The 17,869-nt window shown below is 68.0% G+C and carries 16 protein-coding genes and 1 pseudogene; 14 read left to right on the top strand and 3 right to left on the bottom strand.

Annotated features, from left to right (window positions below; genetic code table 11):
• The first annotated feature begins 34 nt into the window (after window positions 1-34).
• The 7 genes from OCQ_RS13150 (at window position 35) to OCQ_RS13120 (ending at window position 7,328) form a co-directional block, all read left to right on the top strand.
• Entirely contained in the window at window positions 35-1,312 is a 1,278-nt protein-coding gene (locus OCQ_RS13150; RefSeq protein WP_014384826.1) for a molybdopterin-dependent oxidoreductase, read from the top strand.
• Window positions 1,305-1,835: a hypothetical protein gene (locus OCQ_RS13145; RefSeq protein ID WP_014384825.1), complete on the top strand. Its 531-nt coding sequence runs from the start codon at window positions 1,305-1,307 to the stop codon at window positions 1,833-1,835. Before OCQ_RS13150 ends, OCQ_RS13145 begins: the two co-directional genes overlap by 8 nt.
• A gap of 438 nt (window positions 1,836-2,273) precedes the next feature.
• On the top strand, window positions 2,274-3,887 hold the full coding sequence (locus OCQ_RS13140; protein ID WP_014384824.1) for a class I adenylate-forming enzyme family protein: 1,614 nt from the start codon (window positions 2,274-2,276) through the stop codon (window positions 3,885-3,887).
• Window positions 3,874-4,647, top strand: a complete 774-nt coding sequence (locus OCQ_RS13135) for a class II aldolase/adducin family protein (RefSeq protein ID WP_050782779.1) — start codon at window positions 3,874-3,876, stop codon at window positions 4,645-4,647. The genes OCQ_RS13140 and OCQ_RS13135 overlap by 14 nt, the downstream gene beginning before the upstream one ends.
• A 19-nt stretch (window positions 4,648-4,666) precedes the next feature.
• Complete coding sequence (locus OCQ_RS13130) at window positions 4,667-5,935, top strand: amidohydrolase family protein (RefSeq protein ID WP_009952383.1); 1,269 nt, start codon at window positions 4,667-4,669, stop codon at window positions 5,933-5,935.
• A gap of 104 nt (window positions 5,936-6,039) precedes the next feature.
• A complete protein-coding gene (locus OCQ_RS13125; protein WP_009952385.1) occupies window positions 6,040-6,510 on the top strand; it encodes a GbsR/MarR family transcriptional regulator in 471 nt (156 codons plus the stop codon).
• Window positions 6,507-7,328, top strand: coding sequence for a class I SAM-dependent methyltransferase (locus OCQ_RS13120; RefSeq protein ID WP_009952386.1), 822 nt, complete (start codon window positions 6,507-6,509; stop codon window positions 7,326-7,328). The genes OCQ_RS13125 and OCQ_RS13120 overlap by 4 nt, the downstream gene beginning before the upstream one ends.
• A gap of 3 nt (window positions 7,329-7,331) precedes the next feature.
• Here the strand turns inward: OCQ_RS13120 and OCQ_RS13115 are convergent, their stop codons facing one another.
• The gene (locus tag OCQ_RS13115) at window positions 7,332-8,357 is read right to left on the bottom strand and encodes an NAD(P)H-dependent flavin oxidoreductase (protein WP_038536483.1); all 1,026 of its coding nucleotides are present in this window, start codon (window positions 8,355-8,357) and stop codon (window positions 7,332-7,334) included.
• Between the two features lie 76 nt (window positions 8,358-8,433).
• On the opposite strand from OCQ_RS13115, the gene OCQ_RS13110 reads away from it, so the two are divergent.
• Genes OCQ_RS13110 through OCQ_RS13100 form a run of 3 tightly spaced genes read left to right on the top strand, consistent with a single transcriptional unit; the run spans window position 8,434 to window position 12,299 of the window.
• A complete protein-coding gene (locus tag OCQ_RS13110; RefSeq protein WP_041785592.1) occupies window positions 8,434-10,035 on the top strand; it encodes an arylsulfatase in 1,602 nt (533 codons plus the stop codon).
• A 30-nt stretch (window positions 10,036-10,065) separates the two neighbouring features.
• Window positions 10,066-11,298 (top strand): FAD-dependent oxidoreductase, encoded by a 1,233-nt coding sequence (locus OCQ_RS13105; protein WP_014384821.1) that lies wholly within the window; start codon window positions 10,066-10,068, stop codon window positions 11,296-11,298.
• The gene (locus OCQ_RS13100; RefSeq protein ID WP_014384820.1) at window positions 11,295-12,299 is read left to right on the top strand and encodes a Gfo/Idh/MocA family protein; all 1,005 of its coding nucleotides are present in this window, start codon (window positions 11,295-11,297) and stop codon (window positions 12,297-12,299) included. Before OCQ_RS13105 ends, OCQ_RS13100 begins: the two co-directional genes overlap by 4 nt.
• On the opposite strand, the pseudogene OCQ_RS26075 reads toward OCQ_RS13100, so the two are convergent.
• Window positions 12,287-13,127 (bottom strand): annotated as a pseudogene (locus tag OCQ_RS26075) (sugar phosphate isomerase/epimerase family protein). The gene OCQ_RS13100 and the pseudogene OCQ_RS26075 sit on opposite strands and share 13 nt — an antisense overlap.
• A complete protein-coding gene (locus OCQ_RS27345) occupies window positions 13,124-13,708 on the bottom strand; it encodes a SecDF P1 head subdomain-containing protein (RefSeq protein ID WP_014711728.1) in 585 nt (194 codons plus the stop codon). Before OCQ_RS27345 ends, OCQ_RS26075 begins: the two are co-directional and overlap by 4 nt.
• Window positions 13,709-13,883: 175 nt before the next feature.
• Here OCQ_RS27345 and OCQ_RS13085 point away from each other — a divergent pair, with 175 nt between their 5' ends.
• The 4 genes from OCQ_RS13085 to OCQ_RS13070 all read left to right on the top strand — a co-directional run bounded on the left by OCQ_RS13085 (window position 13,884) and on the right by OCQ_RS13070 (window position 17,858).
• Entirely contained in the window at window positions 13,884-14,567 is a 684-nt protein-coding gene (locus OCQ_RS13085) for a TetR/AcrR family transcriptional regulator (protein ID WP_014384818.1), read from the top strand.
• Window positions 14,568-14,817: 250 nt separating this feature from the next.
• A complete protein-coding gene (locus OCQ_RS13080; protein WP_014382673.1) occupies window positions 14,818-16,023 on the top strand; it encodes a cytochrome P450 in 1,206 nt (401 codons plus the stop codon).
• Complete coding sequence (locus OCQ_RS13075) at window positions 16,020-16,856, top strand: mycofactocin-coupled SDR family oxidoreductase (RefSeq protein ID WP_008257146.1); 837 nt, start codon at window positions 16,020-16,022, stop codon at window positions 16,854-16,856. The genes OCQ_RS13080 and OCQ_RS13075 overlap by 4 nt, the downstream gene beginning before the upstream one ends.
• Window positions 16,857-16,889: 33 nt before the next feature.
• A complete protein-coding gene (locus tag OCQ_RS13070; protein WP_009952401.1) occupies window positions 16,890-17,858 on the top strand; it encodes an enoyl-CoA hydratase/isomerase family protein in 969 nt (322 codons plus the stop codon).
• Window positions 17,859-17,869: the final 11 nt, after the last annotated feature.

Genomic DNA, 17,869 nt, shown 5'->3' with positions numbered 1-17,869 from the left:
ACCGCTATCGCCGGCCCCTCGTGAATGATGATCGATGGTGCATCTCATTCGGACCGCCAGCGGCCTACCCGCGCGGCTGTGGCGCAGCCCGCTGCGCGGACCTTGGCTGACAGCGGTATTCGGCTCGGTGCTCTTGGTGACGCTGCCGATCGTCATCCTCACCGGCCTGCTGTCCTACATCGCCTACGGGCCGCGACTCGGCCAGGCCATCCCGGGCGACGTCGGCTGGCTGAAGTTGCCGACCTTCGACTGGCCCACCGATCCGTCGTGGCTGTACCGGCTGACCCAGGGACTCCACGTCGGGCTCGGTTTGGTGTTGATCCCCGTGGTGCTCGCCAAGCTGTGGTCGGTGATACCGCGACTGTTCGTGGTGCCGCCCGCACGGTCGGTTGCCCAACTGCTGGAACGGGTTTCGCTGCTGATGTTGGTCGGGGGCATCCTGTTCGAGATCGTCACCGGCGTGCTGAACATCCAGTACGACTACATTTTCGGATTCAGCTTCTACACCGCCCACTATTTCGGCGCCTGGGTCTTCATCACCGGCTTCGTCGTGCACGTGGCGATCAAGAGCCGGCGCATGTGGTCCGGTTTGCGCTCGATGCCGCTGCGCGAGGTGCTGCGCACCGCACGCGCCGATACCAAGCCGCAGCCCTGGCAGCCCGACTCCCTGGTCGCCGCCGACCCCGGCCCCGCGACGATGAGCCGCCGCGGCGCGCTGGCACTGGTGGGCGGGGGCGCGCTGTTCCTCGCGCTCATCACCGCCGGTCAAACCGTCGGCGGGTACGCCCGGCCCGCCGCGTTACTCCTGCCGCGCGGGCGCAGCCGAGGCAACGGGCCCAATGACTTCGAGGTCAACCGGACCGCGGCGGCCGCCGGCATCTCGCCTTTGGACACCGCCGACCGATGGCGGCTAACGATGACCGGTGGCCCCCGGCCGGTGACCGTCGACCGCGCCGCGCTGCTGGCGATGCCGCAACACACCGCCGTTTTACCGATCGCCTGCGTGGAGGGCTGGTCGACCACCCAAACGTGGAGCGGGGTGCGGCTGGCCGAACTCGCCCGCCTCGCCGGTGTGCCCGCGCCGGATTCGGCGCGCGTGTCGTCGCTGGAACGCTCCGGCGCCTTCGCCGGCGCCACCCTGCAGGGCAACCAGGTGCGGCACCCGGACGCGCTGCTGGCGCTGCGGGTCAACGGCACCGACCTGTCGCCGGACCACGGCTTTCCCGCGCGCATCATCGTGCCCGCGCTGCCCGGCGTGCACAACACCAAATGGGTGGCCGCCATTGACTTCCGCACGGCCGCCCATGCGTAACGCGTTCGCGAGGCTCTACGGGTCCCACCCGCTGCACCTGCTGACGATGATCGCCGGATTCGCGGTGCTGGGCTACGTGGTCGCCACGGTCAAACCGGCCACGCTGTGGAACCCCGACGTGTGGTGGCAGTCGATCGTCGTGTGGTTCGCCGGGGCCGTCGTCGCCCACGATCTGGTGTTGTTCCCGGTCTACGCGGGCCTCGACCGGCTGCTGTCCCGCCGAGCGCCGCGCCCCGGTCCCGACGTGCCCGTGCTCAACCATCTCCGGGTGCCCGCGCTGGGGGCGGGCCTCACGCTGCTGGTGTTCCTTCCCGGCATCATCAGGCAGGGCGGCGCCACGTACCGGGCGGCGACCGGCCAGACCCAGGACCCATTCCTGGGTCGGTGGCTGTTGTTGACCGCGGCGATGTTCGCGGTCAGCGCCGCAGCCTATGCCATCCGGACGGCAAGGGCGCGGCAGCGGACCCGGGCGCGGGAAATGGCGCCCCGGACAACGAATCAACGCCCCGGCGACGGGCCTTAGAGGATTCTTGGTGACTCCTTGGAGTGTCCTTGCGGGTGCGCGCGCGTCCCGTGTATCTCCATTCGGCTAACTACACTCCCGCCCCGTGGGGAGCCGAAACGAAAGAACAGGAGCCACGTTCTGCGCGGGGGTGGCCGCGTTCGTCCTCGCGCTGGGCTCCTCGGCCGGCAGCGCGACAGGACCGACAACGTCAGCAGCTTTGTCCAGCCCCCTGCCCGTTTCGCAAAGCGATCCCGACGGCGTGCAACCCACCGGTGGAAACGGGTGCATCATCGGCCTCAATTGCGGGTGCCTGCATAACTGCCACAAGCCGCGGGCCCACCCTCCGAATGTTCCCGCCAAGACGCAGCGCTCCACTCCCGCCCCGAGGAATCCCTAGCCGGCTGTTTCTCGGCGGGAGCGAGACCGGGCCCCGCGTCGCTTCCTATCATTGACCGAATGAGCGCCGGCGGGCTGGATATCGAGTCGTCGCCGGCATTCTCCGAACAGGACCCGGCCCGGTTTCGCGAGGCCGGCTGGTGGTGCGATACGACGCTGTCGGACGCCGTGCGCCGCAACGCCGCGCAAACCCCAAACCGCCTCGCCTATGTCGACCACCCCGAAGCGTCGCTGACATGGCGTGAATTCGACGACGCCGCAACACGTTTGGCGCAGTCCCTGGCCGGTGCCGGCGTCACGCGCGGGGACCGGGTCGCGGTATGGCACCGTGACTCCGCGGCCATCCACGCCCTGTTCGTCGCCATCGAACGCTGCGGGGCGGTGGTCGTCGGCGTCGGCGCACGGGCCGGCACCCGCGAGGCCACAGCGATACTGCGCAGCGCCCAGCCGAAGGCCCTGATCAGCGATGAGCCCCACCGCGAGGCCGCCGCGGGCGTCGCCGATGAACTCGGGCTGCCGGCGCTGCTGCTGGACCGGACCCTTCGCCTGGACGTCGGCGCGAAACCCACCGCGCTCACGACCGACGCCCGCCTCGGCCCCGACGACGTTTTCCTGATCAATTCCACCTCCGGGACCACGGGGCTGCCCAAGTGTGTCGTGCACACCCAGAACCGTTGGCATTACTTCCACCAGAAGGCCGTCGCCAACGGGCTGCTGGCGCCGGACGACGTCTTTTTGCCGGTGATACCCACGCCGTTCGGGTTCGGGCTCTGGACCAGCCACACCACACCGATCTACCTCGGCGCCACCGCGGTGCTCCTGGACCGGTTCACCACCAAAGCCACCTGCGAGGCCATCGCCCGGCACAGGGTCACCGTATTATGCTGCGTCAGCACACAATTGACCATGCTGATGGCGGACCCGGCCAGCCGCGAACGCGACCTGAGCTCGCTGCGCGTCGTCTACACCGGCGGCGAGGCGTTGCCGTATCGCCCGGCGGCCGAATTCGAGGAACTCACCGGCGCCAAGATCCTGCAGTTCTTCGGCTCGAACGAAACGGGGATGCTCAGCGCGACCACCGTCGACGACTCCCGCGAACGGCGGCTGCGCACCGGGGGCCGCATCATCCCCGAAATGTCGGTCCGCCTCTTCGACGGCGACCGCGACGTGACCGACACGGGTCGGGGCCAGCCCGCGTGCCGGGGCCCGGCGACCAGCCTCGGTTACCTCGGCGGCACCGACCACGACAAGCTGTTCACCCCCGACGGGTGGATGCGCATGGGCGACATCTGTGAAATCGACGCGGACGGCTATCTGCGGGTCACCGGGCGCACCTCCGACTTCATCGTCCGTGGCGGCAAGAACATCAGCGCAAGCCAGGTCGAAGACGCCGTGACCACCCACCCCGCCATCGCGGTGGCCGCCGCGGTCGCCATGCCCGATCCGGTGTTCGGCGAGAAGGTCTGCCTTTACGCCGAACTCACCGGCTCCGCCACCATCGACCTTCCCCAGCTCGTCGAACACCTGCTGGCGCTGGGAGTTTCCAAGGAACTGCTGCCCGAGCGCCTCATCGTTCTCGACGAATTGCCCCGCTCGTCGGGCGGAAAGATAGCCAAAGGCCGACTTCGCGAGGATATTGGAGCCAGGATGGAGGCTGGTCATGAACGCACCTGATGCACGCCGTGGCGGGCTGGAAGTCTGGGCGCCGTCAGTGGTTCCGCCGATCGGCGTCGAGCTGTCCCACGAGCAGGCGCTCGCCATCGCGTTCCGCCACCTCGCCGGCATCGGCTTCGCCGAAAACATGGCCGGACACATCACCTGGCAGCTCGACGGCCAGACGAACATGTTCGTCAATCCCTGGGGCCTGTGGTGGCAGGAGGTCAGCGCCTCCGACATCTGCGTGGTGGACGCCGACGCGCGCGTGGTCCGCGGCCGCTGGGACGTCACCCCGGCCATCCACATCCACACCGAACTGCACCGCGTCCGCGACGACGCCCGCGTGGTCATCCACAACCACCCGTACTACGTATGCGTGCTCGCCGCGCTGGGCAGGCTGCCGGAGCTGGTGCACCAGACCGGGTCGCTGTTCCTCGACGACCTGTGCCTGGTCGAGACCTACGACGGCGAGATCGACAGCCCCACTCGCGCCGCGGATCTCGCGGCCCGCATCGGCGGGGCCAACCTGACCATCCTGGCCAACCACGGCGTCATCGCGACCGGCCGCAACCTGCCCGAGGCCGTCTACCGCGCGGCCTCGATCGAACGGGTGTGCAAGCTGGCCTACGACGTCATGCTCACCGGCAAGCAGCCGGTGGCCATGCGGTGGTCGGATATGGCCGGCATGCAACGCTCGCTGATCGAACGGGCCGCCGACGTGTACTGGGCCGGGGCCGCGCGGATGACGATCAAGGCCGACCCCGACGTCCTGACCTGAGCCACAAGGAGTTTGACGCGTGAAATCGATCGACGAGCTGGCCACCGACCTGAACTTCACCACGGCGAAGACCGGCACCGAACGTTCGGTCACCTTCCTGCCCGATCCGCCCCGGGCGCGACGCCGCTACACCGTCATCTCGGTCGACGACCACATCGTCGAACCCCCCGACACCTTCGCCGGCCGGCTGCCCCGAAAGTTCGCCGACCGTGCGCCCAAAGTCGTCGACACCGACGCCGGGGGCCAGACCTGGGTGTACGACGGCCGGGAACTGCCCAACGTCGGCTTCAACGCGGTGGTCGGGCGGCCGGTGGCGGAGTACGGCTTCGAACCCGTCCGATTCGACGAGATGCGCAGGGGCGCATGGGATATCCACGAGCGCGTCAAGGATATGGACCTCAACGGGATCTACGCCTCGCTCAACTTCCCCTCGTTTCTGCCCGGCTTCGCCGGACAGCGGCTGCAGCAGGTGACCACCGATCGCGACCTCGCGCTCGCCTGCGTCCGCGCCTGGAACGACTGGCATTTCGACGTCTGGGCGGGCTCGTACCCCGACCGCATCATCGGATGCCAATTGCCGTGGCTGCTCGACCCCGAGCTCGGCGCGAAGATGATCTACGAGAACGCCGACCGCGGCTTTCACGCCGTGACGTTCAGCGAGAATCCGGCGATGCTCGGCCTGCCGAGCATCCACACCGACCACTGGGATCCGATGATGGCCGCGTGCGCCGAGACCGGCACCGTGGTCAACCTGCACATCGGATCGTCCGGGTCGTCGCCGTCCACCACCGCGGACGCGCCGCCGGACGTGCAGGGCGTGCTGTTTTTCGCCTACGCCATCTCCGCGGCGGTCGACTGGTTGTACTCGGGGCTGCCCAGCAGGTTCCCCGACCTGAAGATCTGTCTGTCCGAAGGCGGAATCGGTTGGGTGGCAGGACTGCTCGACCGCCTCGACCACATGCTCAGCTATCACGCGATGTACGGCACCTGGCAAGCGCTCGGCGAGCGCCTGACCCCCGCGGAGGTGCTGGTCCGCAACTTCTGGTTCTGCGCGGTCGAGGACAAGTCGTCGTTCGTCCAGCGCGACCGGATCGGCGTCGACAACATCATGCTGGAAGCCGACTACCCGCATTGCGACTCGACGTGGCCGCACACCCAGCAGACCATCCACGAACAGATCGGCGACCTGCCGTCCGACGTCATCCGGAAGTTCAGCTGGGAGAACGCATCCCGCCTGTATCGGCACCCGGTGCCCGCCGCCGTGCAGCGCGACCCCGAGGCGTTCTGAGCCCGGCAACCCAGACCCCTTGATCACCGCCGGGGGGGGTTCCGCCAGCGTCCCGCTTGGTATAAGTTACGTTTAGTACGTACTGAACGAACGGGATGGAGCGTATGTCACCCGACGAGGCCGAGTTCGTCGACCGCCTCGGGCTGTTCTTCGAGTTGCTGGGCGCCACCCGCACCATGGGCCGGGTCTACGGGTGGCTGCTGATCTGCGATCCGCCGCAGCAGTCGCTGACCGCGCTGGCCGCCGCGTTGTCCGTGAGCAAGGCGTCGATCAGCACCGTCGCCCGGCAACTGCTCGAAGGTGGCATGGTCGAGCGGTTGCCGAGCCCGAACCGCCAGCACCTCTACCGGGTCACACCGGGCGGGTTCACCAGCGTGCTGGAAACCCAGCTGTCCCTGATGCGGCTGGGGATTGAACCCGCCGAATTCGCGCTGTCCGTGCTGGACGAGGACCGCGCCGAACAACGGCAACGCGTGGAGGACTTCCGCGATTTCTGCGAGTTCTGCACGCGGGCCTACCGCGACCAGCTCATGGAAATGTGGACCGAATACCGCGCGAAGAGGAAGCAGCGATGACCGCAACGGACAAAGTCGATTTCAGCTCGGTCGCCTGGGGATCGGTGGAATGGACGAATCTCGTCACACTGTATCTGCGCGCATGCGAAAGCCGTTCGAAGCGGCCGATTCTGGGCGACACGGTCGCCGCGGACGCGGTGGACCGGATCAGCTACGACTTCAAGCGCATGCGCCGGAGCACCATGCCCGCCTCGAACCAATACCTGGTCGCGCTGCGCGCCAAGAAGTTCGACGACTGGTGCGCCGATTTCCTCTCCCGCCATCCCGACGCCGTTGTCCTGCACCTGGGTTGCGGCCTTGACGGCAGGGCTTTCCGGCTCGACCTACCGCCGTCGGTTTCCTGGTTCGACGTTGACCAGCCCAGCGTCATCGGGCTGCGGCGGCAGCTCTACGACGACACCGAGCGCTACCGGATGATCGGCTCGTCGGTGACCGAGCTGCGGTGGCTGGACGACGTCCCCGCCGGGCGTCCCACCCTGGTCGTCGCCGAGGGCCTGCTGATGTATCTGCACGAAGAGGAAGTCCGGCGGCTGCTGCAGCGCCTGATCGACCGATTCCCCGGCGGTGAAATGCATTTCGATACGCTGTCGGCCCTGGCCCCGTTGCTGTCCAAGGTCTTCACCAGGGGCATCATCACCTGGGGCATCCGCGACGCGCGCCGTCTTGCGGCCTGGCATCCCCGGCTGCGGTTCCTCGAGCAGACCCCCGCGCTGGCCGGCTACGAGCACATCCCGTCGGCCGCGGTGCGGATGATCTACGCGCTGACGTGGGTGATCGGCGGGCGCGGCTACGACGTGCTCAATCGTTTCGAGTACTGAACCTCACAGGTCGGATGCCAGCCGGCGCAGAATGTCGGTCGCGGGCTCGGCGGTGGCTTGCCGGAAACCGGTGCCCGCCCACAGGTGTACGTAGTCCGGCTTTCCCGCCGCGGCGGCCGCCTTGCGCAGCGGGCTGGTCAGGTGGTGGATGGCGGGATAACCCGGGGGCGCCTCGGCTTCGTGGGCGTCGATGAACGCGTTGCGCAGGCCCCTGGCCGGCCGGCCGGTGAAGGCCCGGGTCAGCACGGTCTCGGTGTACGCGGGATCGGCCAGCGCCGCCTGATGAGTGGTCGACGCGCCGCTTTCGGTGGCGCGCAACAGCACCGTCCCGACGGCGGCCGCGGCCGCTCCCGCCCGGATCACCTCGGCCACCGCGGCCGGCGTGGCGAGCCCGCCGGTGGCCAGCACCGGCAGGGGAACCGTCGCCACGACTTGGCTGACGAGGTCGACGATCGGGACCGGGGTCAGCGGCCGCGACGGCGACAGGGTGCCGGAGTGGCCGCCGGCGTCCGCCGCCTGCACCACGAGCATGTCGACGCCGGCGTCGCGTGCCTGCTCCGCCTCCTCGGCCGTGGTGACCGTCTGGACCACCACGCTCTTGGCCCGTTGCAGCGCCGCGATCACGTCGCGCGGCGGAATGCCGAACGTGAACGACACCATCGGAACCGGATCGTCGAGCAGCAATTCGATCTTCGCGTCGAAGCTGTCGTTGTCCTCGACGGGCTCGGACGGCAGCGTCAGGCCGAACTGGTCGGCCTCGGCCTGGATGATCGCCGCGTACTCCCGGTAACGTCGCGGATCGACCGGCACCGGGTTCGGCGCGAACACGTTGACGCCGAATGGGATCCCTTCGGCGCGAAGGGCTTTGATCTCGGCTTCGACGGCCTCCACGGTCTTGTAGCCGGCGGCCAGCATGCCCAGGGCCCCCGCACGGGTGGCGGCCGACACCATGGCCGGGGTGGTCGGTCCGCCCGACATGGGGGCCGCAACCAGCGGTATGGACATCCCGAACTGCGCCAACATCTCCATGCCTCGACAATATCGGCCGCGATCGGCGGTGCGGCGGCATTACACCGTGAGCACCGACCTGGCAGGATGCTTGAGCGTGAAGCGCCCCAACTTCCTCGTAATCGTCGCGGACGACCTCGGGTTTTCCGACATCGGCGCCTTCGGCGGCGAGATCGAAACACCCAACCTCGATCGGCTGGCCTACTCCGGGATCCGGCTCACCGATTTCCATTCGGCGCCGGCGTGCTCGCCGACCCGGGCGATGCTGTTGACCGGGACCGACCATCACATCGCCGGCATCGGCACGATGCTCGAAGTCGCGTCCCCGGGATTTCGCGGCGCCCCCGGCTACGAGGGCTACCTGAACGACCGGGTCGTCGCGCTGCCCGAACTCCTGCGCGACGCCGGATATCTGACGCTGATGTCGGGCAAATGGCATCTGGGCGCCACCATCGACAGGTCGCCGTGGGCACGCGGCTTCGAGCGCTCGTTCGCGCTGCTGCCCGCCGGTGCCAGCCACTACGGGGGAGCGGGCGCGCGCGGGTTTTCGCCGGTGCCAACGCTTTACACCGAGGACGACAAGTTCGTCACCGTCGGCGACGACTTCTACTCGTCGGACTCCTACACCGACACCCTGCTGCGGTACCTGGACGAGCGCGCGGCCGACGACGACCGTCCGTTCTTCGCCTACCTACCGTTCCAAGCGCCGCACTGGCCGCTGCAGGCGCCCGACGAATCCGTCGCGAAATACCGCGGCCGCTACGACGACGGACCTGACGCGCTGCGCGAGGAGCGACTGGCCGCCCTCAAGCGGCTCGGTCTTTGCCCGCCCGACGTCACCGCGCACCCGGTGGTGGCCGACGGCGCGCCCGAGTGGGCCGACATGACCGACGAGCAGCGTGCGCGCTCGGCCCGCAGCATGGAGGTCTACGCCGGGATGGTGGACCGGATGGATTACAACGTCGGCAGGGTGATCGACTACCTGTCGGCCAGCGGCGAACTCGACGACACCGTGGTGATCTTCCTGTCCGACAACGGCGCCGAGGGCGCGATCGTGGAGGCGATGCCGCTGCGCGGCGCCGAGATCGCCGCGCAGATCGAAAAGCATTGCGACAACAGCCTCGACAACCTCGGCCGGCCCACGTCCTTCATCTGGTACGGGCCGCGCTGGGCGCAGGCGGCCACCGCGCCGTCGCGACTGCACAAGGCGTTCACCACCCAGGGCGGCATCCGGGTGACGGGTTTTGTCACCTGGCCGGGATTCGCGCGGCAACAACAGATCGGCACCGCGTTCAGCACCGTGATGGACGTCGCGCCAACCCTGCTGGAGCTGGCCGGCGTCGCGCACCCGGGCACGTCCTACCGCGGCCGCGAGGTGGCCCCCATGCGCGGCCGCTCGCTGGTGGAGTATCTGACCGGCGCCGCGGAGACCGTGCACGACGCGGACACCGGAACCGGCTGGGAGTTGTTCGGCCGCCGAGCCATCCGGCAGGGCGACTGGAAGGCACTGCACCTGCCGGCGCCGTACGGCCCGGGTGACTGGCAGCTCTACGATTTGGCTTCCGATCCCGGCGAGATTCACGACCTGGCCGCGTCGCATCCCGACAAGCTGGCCGAGCTGGTGGCGCTGTGGGATCGCTACGTCGAAGAAACCGGCGTGATCCTCGAACCCGTCTCCGTGTTCGACACCGAACTCTAGGGAGCGGTCGCCACCTATGCTGGGGCGTTGATGGTCGAAACAACCACCTGCGCGGTCGTCGGCGGTGGCCCGGCGGGAATGGTCCTCGGGCTGTTGCTGGCCCGGGCCGGTGTCGAGGTCACCCTGCTGGAAAAGCACGGTGACTTCCTGCGCGATTTTCGCGGCGACACCGTGCATCCCACGACGCTGCGGCTGCTCGACGAGCTGGGCCTGGGGGAGCGGTTCGCGCGATTGCCGTTCAGCAAACTCCGCCGGGGCACCTTCGAATCCAACGGGCACTCGGTCACCTACCTCGACTTCGAACGGCTCCGCCAACCCCATCGCTACATCGCCATGGTCCCGCAATGGGACCTGCTCAACCTGCTCGCCGAGGCGGCCCGGGCCGAACCGAGTTTCACCCTGCGGATGCGCAGCGAGGTCACCGGCCTGCTGCGCGACGGCGGCCGGGTCGTGGGCGTGCGCTACGACGGACCCGACGGGCCGGGCGAACTCAGGGCCGAGTTGACGGTGGCCTGCGACGGCCGCTGGTCGATCGTGCGGCAGGAGGCCGGACTCACCGCACACGAATACCCGGTGAACTTCGACGTGTGGTGGTTCAAGCTGCCACGCGACGGCGCCGCGGACCACTCGTTCCTGCCGCGCATCGGGTCGGGCAAGGCGCTGGCCGTCATCCCGCGCGAGGGCTACAACCAGATCGCCTACCTGGGGCCCAAGGGCGGCGACGCCCAGTTGCGCGCGCGGGGGGTCGAGGCCTTCCGCCGCGACGTGTGTGCGCTGCTGCCCGACATGCCCGAGTCGGTGGCGGCGCTCGAATCCATGGACGAGGTCAAGCACCTCGACGTGCGCGTGAATCGGCTGCGCCGCTGGCACACCGACGGGTTGCTGTGCATCGGCGACGCCGCGCACGCGATGTCCCCGCTCGGCGGCGTCGGCATCAACCTGGCGATCCAGGACGCCGTCGCGGCCGCCACCCTGCTGGCCGAACCGCTGCGCCGGCACCGGGTCACGGGCCGCGACCTGGCCGCTGTGCGCCGCCGCCGCGCCGTTGCCACCGTTTTGACCCAGGCGGGCCAGCGCGTGCTGCAGGCCGCGCTGGTGCGGGCGGTGTTTCGCGGCGCGGATCCCGCCCCGCCGCGATGGGTTCTCGGCGTCGTCCGGCGACTGCCGTGGCTCTCGGTCGTGCCGGCCTACTTCGTCGGAGTGGGGATCCGGCCCGAGCATGCGCCGGGCTTCGCCCGCCGGCCGCCCGGTGCGGCACCATGACGCCGCCAAAGCGCGAAAACCCGTTGCGGATCGGCATTTTGGGGGCGGCGCGCATTGCGCCGATGGCGTTGATCAACCCCGCCAAGGAGAATGCGGACGTCGTCGTCGCCGCCGTGGCCGCCCGCGACGTGACCCGCGCGCGGGCCTTCGCCGCGCAACACGGCATCGCGACCGTGCACGGCGATTATGACGCGCTGATTGCCGACCCGGGCATCGACGCGATCTACAACCCGCTGCCCAATGGTCTGCACGGCCGGTGGACCAGGGCGGCGCTGGCCGCGGACAAGCACGTGCTGTGCGAAAAGCCGTTCACCGCCAACGCGATCGAGGCCCGCGAGATCGCCGAACTGGCGGACGGATCGGATCGCGTGGTGATGGAGGCCTTTCATTATCGCTACCACCCGCTGACCCTGCGGGCCGAGGACATCATCGCCTCCGGGGAGTTGGGCACGCTCGAACGCGTGGAGGCGGCGCTGTGCTTCCCGCTGCCGAAGTTCTCCGACATCCGCTACGACTACTCGCTCGCCGGCGGTGCGACCATGGATGCCGGCTGCTACGCGGTTCATATGGCGCGCACGTTCGGCGGCCGGTCCCCGGAAGTCGTGTCCGCTCGCGCCACGTTGCGTGACGCGCGCGTCGACCGGGCCATGACGGCCGAGCTGCGGTTTCCGGCCGGCCACACCGGCCGGGTGCGCTGCTCGATGTGGTCGCCGCGCTTACTGCAGATCAGCGCCCGGGTGATCGGTGAACGCGGCGAGTTGCGCATCGTGAATCCCGTGATGCCGCAGGCATTTCACCGCCTCTCGGTCCGGTCGGCGAAGGGCAGACGCACCGAACACTTCGGCCGCCGCGCCTCCTACGCCTATCAGCTGGATGCCTTCGCCGCGGCGGTGCTGCGCGGCGCGCCGATCAAGACGACCCCGCACGACGCGATCGACAACATGACCGTGATCGACGCGATCTATTCGGCCGCCGGTCTTCCGCTGCGCTATCCGGTCTGAACGCCGGCCAGCAGCCGGCGTGCCGCCTCGACGCAGGGGCGCAGCCGTTCGATCGGGCTCACCCCGGCCAGCGCCCAATGATCGTTGCGGGACCTCGATCTCGATGACGATGTCGGCGGGCAGCGCGGCCAGGATGTCGCGCAGGGGCAGGTCGCCCTCGCCGGGCACCAGGCGCTCGAACATGGCCTCCTCCAGGTAGTTGTCCATGCGCGGCCGCAGCGTCGTGTCGTTGAGTTGGGCATAGCCGATGCGCCCGGGGTCGACGGCCGCCAGCTCGCTCGCCCCGGAACCCGAGCGCATCAGGTGCATGGTGTCGACCAGCAGCCGGAATTCGCTTCGCCCAACGTATTCCGCGGCGGCCAGGCCGGCGGGGAGGTCACCGATGGTCAGTCCGGGCACCGGTTCCACGACGGTACCGATGCCGCGCTGGGCGGCAAGTTCGGTCAGCGCCGCGAACTGGTCGAGGGTGCGCGGAAGGTCGGGGTCGAGGCTCACCACGTTGATCCGCGGGACGCCGAGTTCGGCCATCACGTCGAGGTCGGGCCGCAGCGCGTCCACGTCGGCGCCGGGGCGCACGAGGAATCCGTCGCCGAGCGAGATGGTTACGCCGCGATCGTCCATCGCGGCGAGCAGATCCTTCCTGAGCGCGGCGTCGTCCTTGAGGGAGAAGGCAGGGTAGCCGAGTGGCACCAGCGGCATGCCCTGGATGGCGGCCGAGATGCGGGGGCAGCCTAGCTCCGCGGCCAGCTCCACGAACTCGATTGGGGGAAGGCCGAACACGCTGAGCATGCCGAGCGCGAGGCGATCGGGACGCCCCGGCGCGGTCACGCGGGACGACCCGCCAGCTGGGCCAATTGCGCTGCGCCCTCGGCGGTTGGGGTGGTCAGCACGATCCGTCCGGAGGTGACCTGCTCCTCGATGATCGGTGCCTCCAGCACCAGATTGTCCCGGATGAAGGCGACGTGGTCTTTGACATGCTCGGCGGTGAACGACGCCCATGCCGCCGCCGACGGCGGGTCGAGCACCAGGGTCACCTGGTAAAAGTCGGCCGTCAGGGCCTTGGGCGGGTCCACGTGTATCAGCCCGAGCTGCATGGTTTCCGGGCCCAGGGTGTACACGTTGGCCCGGGCGAGGTCGCAGGTGGTGAGGGCGTCGGTCGGGGCCACCGGGACGTTCGGACCCATGTCGGGGCACTTGGTGGCGGGCGTCGTCGGGTGTGACTTCGTCACCGGCCGAACGGGCAGCGGCGCCACCTTCACGATCGGCGGCGGCGCGGGCGGCGCGGCAGAAGTGGTGGGCGCGTTGGTGATTGGCGGGCCGGACGGCGCGGGCTTGTGCGCCGAGTGGCAGCCACACGTCATTGCCGCAAGTAGACCGATGGACCCAAGCCAGGCGACGGCGTTGCGCACGCGAACTCGACGGGGACTCATCGAAGCACACTCTACCCACGTATCCGGTGAATCCTCGGAACTCTTGCACCGCAGTTTCTTTGGCGCCGTGGTGGGCGGTGCCGCCGAAGGGGGGAGATATGCCATCCTTTACTGACACTACGAATATAGAGTAGTGTCTCGATCCTGAATAACAATGGATAGACGACGAAAGCCTAATCCCGTCGAGCGCCGCCGCGATTTATGCGATGCGGCGATTCGATTGTTGGCCGATGACGGGGCCAAGGGGTTGAGCCATTTGAAGGTGGACCGCAAAGCGGGCGTGCCGGACGGCACGACGTCGTTCTATTTCCGCACCCGCTCGGCGCTGCTGCGGGCCGTCGCGGAACGTTCGGCCGAGCTCGACCTCGCCGAACTGCAGGCGATCGCGGACAGCTCCGACGCCGGCAGTGAGGCTCCCACACCCTCGCGGTTGTCGCAGGTCGTCATTCAGGCCGGCAGCGACCCGCAGCTGTACCGGACCAGGGCCCGATACGAGCTGACCATGCAGGCCACCCGCGATCCCGCGCTCGCCGCGATCCTGCAGCAGGCCACCGACGAGTTCACCAAGCTGCACCGGGAAATCCTCGTACAGCTCATGCCGCACGGCGCGGAACTGGACCCGGCCGTCGTCGAGGATCTGAGCAACGTCACGCTGACGTTCATCAACGGCCTGCTGCAGCGGTTCGCCCACGGCGACCGGATCGTCGACAGTGCCGAGCAGCTCGACGGGGTGCTGTCGGCGATCGCGGCCGGAATATTGCGCAGTTCGGACAAGGGTCGGCTCACCCAGGCGGGCGGTCTGCGGGTGCTGCGCGGCGGGGCGCCCGGACCCCGATGACAGCCCCGACCGAATCCGGCGCGCGGACTTCCGGCCCTTGCCAGAGCACCCGCAGTATGGTTCTCTACGACAATAGAGTGAGTCGACGTTCATGCGCCGTTTTCAGCCGAACTTGTGCACATGTCGAAGCGACGCAATTAAGCGGAGTGTGTAAATTGCCCCGGACCGAATCCAACGCTGCAACGCTGGCAGCGCGAGCCCTGGTGCGGGTAATGCGGGTATCCAAAACTGCAGCGGTAGGAGGGGTTTCGTGACGGCGAGCACCGACAGCCATGTTCGTTTCGATCCATACGACGTCGGGCTGATCGCGGACCCGTATCCGATGTTCGCGCGATTGCGCGACGAGGCGCCGCTGTATTACAACGCCGAGTTCGACTTCTACGCGGTGAGCCGCTACGCCGACGTCAGCAAGGCGCTCGTCGATCACGAGACGTACAGCTCCGCGCGCGGCGCGATCCTGGAGCTGATCAAGGCCAACCTCGAAATCCCGCCGGGCATGTTGATCTTCGAGGACCCGCCGATTCACGACGTGCACCGCAAACTGCTGTCGCGAATGTTCACCCCGCGCAGGATCGCCGCGCTCGAGCCGATGATCCGCGACTTCTGCGCCGCGCTCCTGGACCCGCTGGTGGGCTCGGGACACTTCGACTTCGTCACCGACCTGGGCGCGCAGATGCCGATGAAGGTCATCAGCATGTTGCTCGGCATTCCGGAAGACGACCAGGAGTACATCCGCGACCGGGGCAACGCGCAGCTGCGCACGGAGGCCGGCAAGCCGATGGACGCGGCCCAGCGCGGCCTGTCGGTCGGCGAGCAGTTCGAGGCCTACATCGACTGGCGCGCGGAGCATCCGTCCGACGACATCATGACCGAACTCCTCAACGTCGAGTTCGTCGATGAAAAGGGTGTGAACCGGCACCTCAGTCGCGAAGAGATCCTCGTGTACCTCAACGTCGTCGCCGGGGCGGGTAACGAAACGACCACACGGCTGATCGGTTGGTCCGGAAAGGTTCTCGCCGAGCACCCCGACCAGCGCCGCGACCTCGTCGAGAACCCCGCGCTCATCCCGCAGGCGATCGAAGAGCTGTTGCGCTACGAGCCGCCGGCCCCGCACGTGTCCCGATACGTGACCCGCGACGTCACGGTGCACGACCAAACGGTGCCCGAAGGCAGCGTGATGATGATGCTCATCGGATCGGCGTGCCGCGACGAGGCCCAATTCGGGCCCGACGCGGGCGAATTCAACATCCATCGCGCCGTCCGCCCGCACCTCACCTTCAGCATGGGCACGCACTTCTGCCTGGGTTCGGCGCTGGCACGCCTGGAGGGCCGCGTGGCGCTGGAGGAGATCCTCAAGCGATTCCCCGAGTGGGAGGTCGATTTGAGCAAAGCCACCCTCAGCCCGACCTCCACGGTGCGGGGCTGGGAATGCATGCCGGCGCTGGTGTCACGATGACGGGCCGGGTAGAAGGGAAGGTAGCGTTCATCAGCGGTGCGGCCCGCGGCCAGGGCCGCAGCCATGCCGTGCGCCTGGCGCAAGAGGGCGCCGACATCATCGCGATCGACGTCTGCGGGCCGATCGAGAACCTGGCGTATCCCCACTCGACGCCGGAAGACCTCGACGAAACCGCCGACCTGGTCAAGGCTCTCGACCGGCGCATCGTGACCGCGCAGGTCGACGTCCGCGACTACGACGCGCTGAAGGCGGCCGTGGACAGCGGGGTGGAACAACTCGGCCGCCTCGACATCATCGTCGCCAACGCGGGCATCGGCACGTTCGGCAACAAGCTGCACAAGATCCGCGAGAACATCTGGCGCGACATGATCGACGTGAACCTCTCCGGCGTCTGGCACACCGTCAAAGTCGGTGTGCCACATATCATCGCCGGCGGGCGCGGCGGTTCGGTCGTGCTGACCGGTTCCGTCGGATCGCACAAGGCCATGGCCCACACCGGCCACTACATCGCCGCAAAGCATGGCGTGCTGGGCCTGATGCGGGCCTTCGCGGTCGAGTTGGGGGAGCACAGTATTCGGGTCAACTCGGTACACCCGAGCCAGGTCAACACCCCGATGACGATCAATGAGGTGACGTTCCGGTTGTTTCGGCCCGACCTGGAGAATCCCGGGCCGGACGATTTCGCGCCGTTCTCGCAAATGATGCACACGTTGCCGGTACCGTGGGTCGAAGCGGTCGACATCAGCAACGCCGTCCTGTTCCTCGCGTCGGACGAATCTCGTTACATCACAGGCGTTTCGCTACCTGTCGACGCGGGCGCTCTGCTCAAGTAAGCGTTAACAACATTCAACTGAAGGAAGAAGACTATGCCCGAATACGACTATGAAGAAATGAAGAAGGAAGCCGAGCAGTACATCAAGTTCGAAAAGGACAAGAAGAACCGCATCGCCTACATCACCTTCGACCGCCCCGACGCGCAGAACTCCACCACGCTGGGAATGCGGCAGAACTATGCCGATCTGATTCACAAGTGCAACGTGGACGACGACGTCAAGGTCGTCGTGATCCGCGGCGAGGGTGAGGATTTCGGGAGTGGCGGCGACCTGCCCGAACAGCGCGGGATGCTGGAGAATCCGGGCATGCCGCTGCTGCACGAGCTCGCGATCAACGACGACGACGTCAAGTACCCGCCCGGCGGCTCCTACCGCTACCTGTCCACCGTCACCGACTTCTACGCCAAGGCGCGCGCCGGAAACCGGCCGCTGCAAGAGCTTCGGAAGATCAGCATCATCGAGGCCAAGGGCTACTGCTACGGCTGGCACTTCTACCAGGCCGGCGACGCCGACCTGGTGATCTCCTCCGACGACGCACTGTTCGGCCACCCGGCGTTCCGCTACGTGGGCTGGGGCCCCCGGCTCTGGTGGTGGGCCGAGACGATGGGACTGCGCAAGTTCTCCGAAATGCTGTTCACCGGAAGGCCGTTCAGCGCCAAGGAGATGTACGACTGCGGCTTCGTCAACAGCGTGGTGCCCCGCGACAAGCTGGAAGACGAGACCCTCAAGTACGCGCTGGCGTGCTCGAAGGCCCGACCGACCGACACCGTTGCCGTACAGAAGACCTTCCTGGAGCTCTACAAGCAGCACAAGGGTGAGTACTTCGGCAGCCTGCTGACCGGCATGGTCGAGGGTATGTTGCCGATGATCGCCAACGACGCGCAGGAGGTCGACCTGACCGCGGGCACCTTCGAGAAGGGCCTCAACAACGTGGTCAAGGACAACGACATGAACTTCCCGCCGGAATGGCGACTGAGCCGCTCCGGGCGCGCGAAGCCCTGACCGCCTTGCGA

It is taken from the genome of Mycobacterium paraintracellulare (assembly GCF_000276825.1).
Classification (GTDB): domain Bacteria; phylum Actinomycetota; class Actinomycetes; order Mycobacteriales; family Mycobacteriaceae; genus Mycobacterium; species Mycobacterium intracellulare.
Note: the sequence above shows the minus strand (reverse complement) of the source record. Positions and strands in the feature narration are given on the sequence as shown.

What these genes read in the sequence shown, in the direction of transcription:
- OCQ_RS13150 (WP_014384826.1), top strand. Translation starts at nt 35, where the DNA reads ATGGTGCATCTCATTCGGACCGCCAGCGGCCTACCCGCGCGGCTGTGG.
- OCQ_RS13145 (WP_014384825.1), top strand. Translation starts at nt 1,305, where the DNA reads ATGCGTAACGCGTTCGCGAGGCTCTACGGGTCCCACCCGCTGCACCTG.
- OCQ_RS13140 (WP_014384824.1), top strand. Translation starts at nt 2,274, where the DNA reads ATGAGCGCCGGCGGGCTGGATATCGAGTCGTCGCCGGCATTCTCCGAA.
- OCQ_RS13135 (WP_050782779.1), top strand. Translation starts at nt 3,874, where the DNA reads ATGAACGCACCTGATGCACGCCGTGGCGGGCTGGAAGTCTGGGCGCCG.
- OCQ_RS13125 (WP_009952385.1), top strand. Translation starts at nt 6,040, where the DNA reads ATGTCACCCGACGAGGCCGAGTTCGTCGACCGCCTCGGGCTGTTCTTC.
- OCQ_RS13120 (WP_009952386.1), top strand. Translation starts at nt 6,507, where the DNA reads ATGACCGCAACGGACAAAGTCGATTTCAGCTCGGTCGCCTGGGGATCG.
- OCQ_RS13115 (WP_038536483.1), bottom strand. Translation starts at nt 8,357, where the DNA reads ATGGAGATGTTGGCGCAGTTCGGGATGTCCATACCGCTGGTTGCGGCC.
- OCQ_RS13105 (WP_014384821.1), top strand. Translation starts at nt 10,066, where the DNA reads ATGGTCGAAACAACCACCTGCGCGGTCGTCGGCGGTGGCCCGGCGGGA.
- OCQ_RS13100 (WP_014384820.1), top strand. Translation starts at nt 11,295, where the DNA reads ATGACGCCGCCAAAGCGCGAAAACCCGTTGCGGATCGGCATTTTGGGG.
- OCQ_RS13085 (WP_014384818.1), top strand. Translation starts at nt 13,884, where the DNA reads ATGGATAGACGACGAAAGCCTAATCCCGTCGAGCGCCGCCGCGATTTA.
- OCQ_RS13075 (WP_008257146.1), top strand. Translation starts at nt 16,020, where the DNA reads ATGACGGGCCGGGTAGAAGGGAAGGTAGCGTTCATCAGCGGTGCGGCC.
- OCQ_RS13070 (WP_009952401.1), top strand. Translation starts at nt 16,890, where the DNA reads ATGCCCGAATACGACTATGAAGAAATGAAGAAGGAAGCCGAGCAGTAC.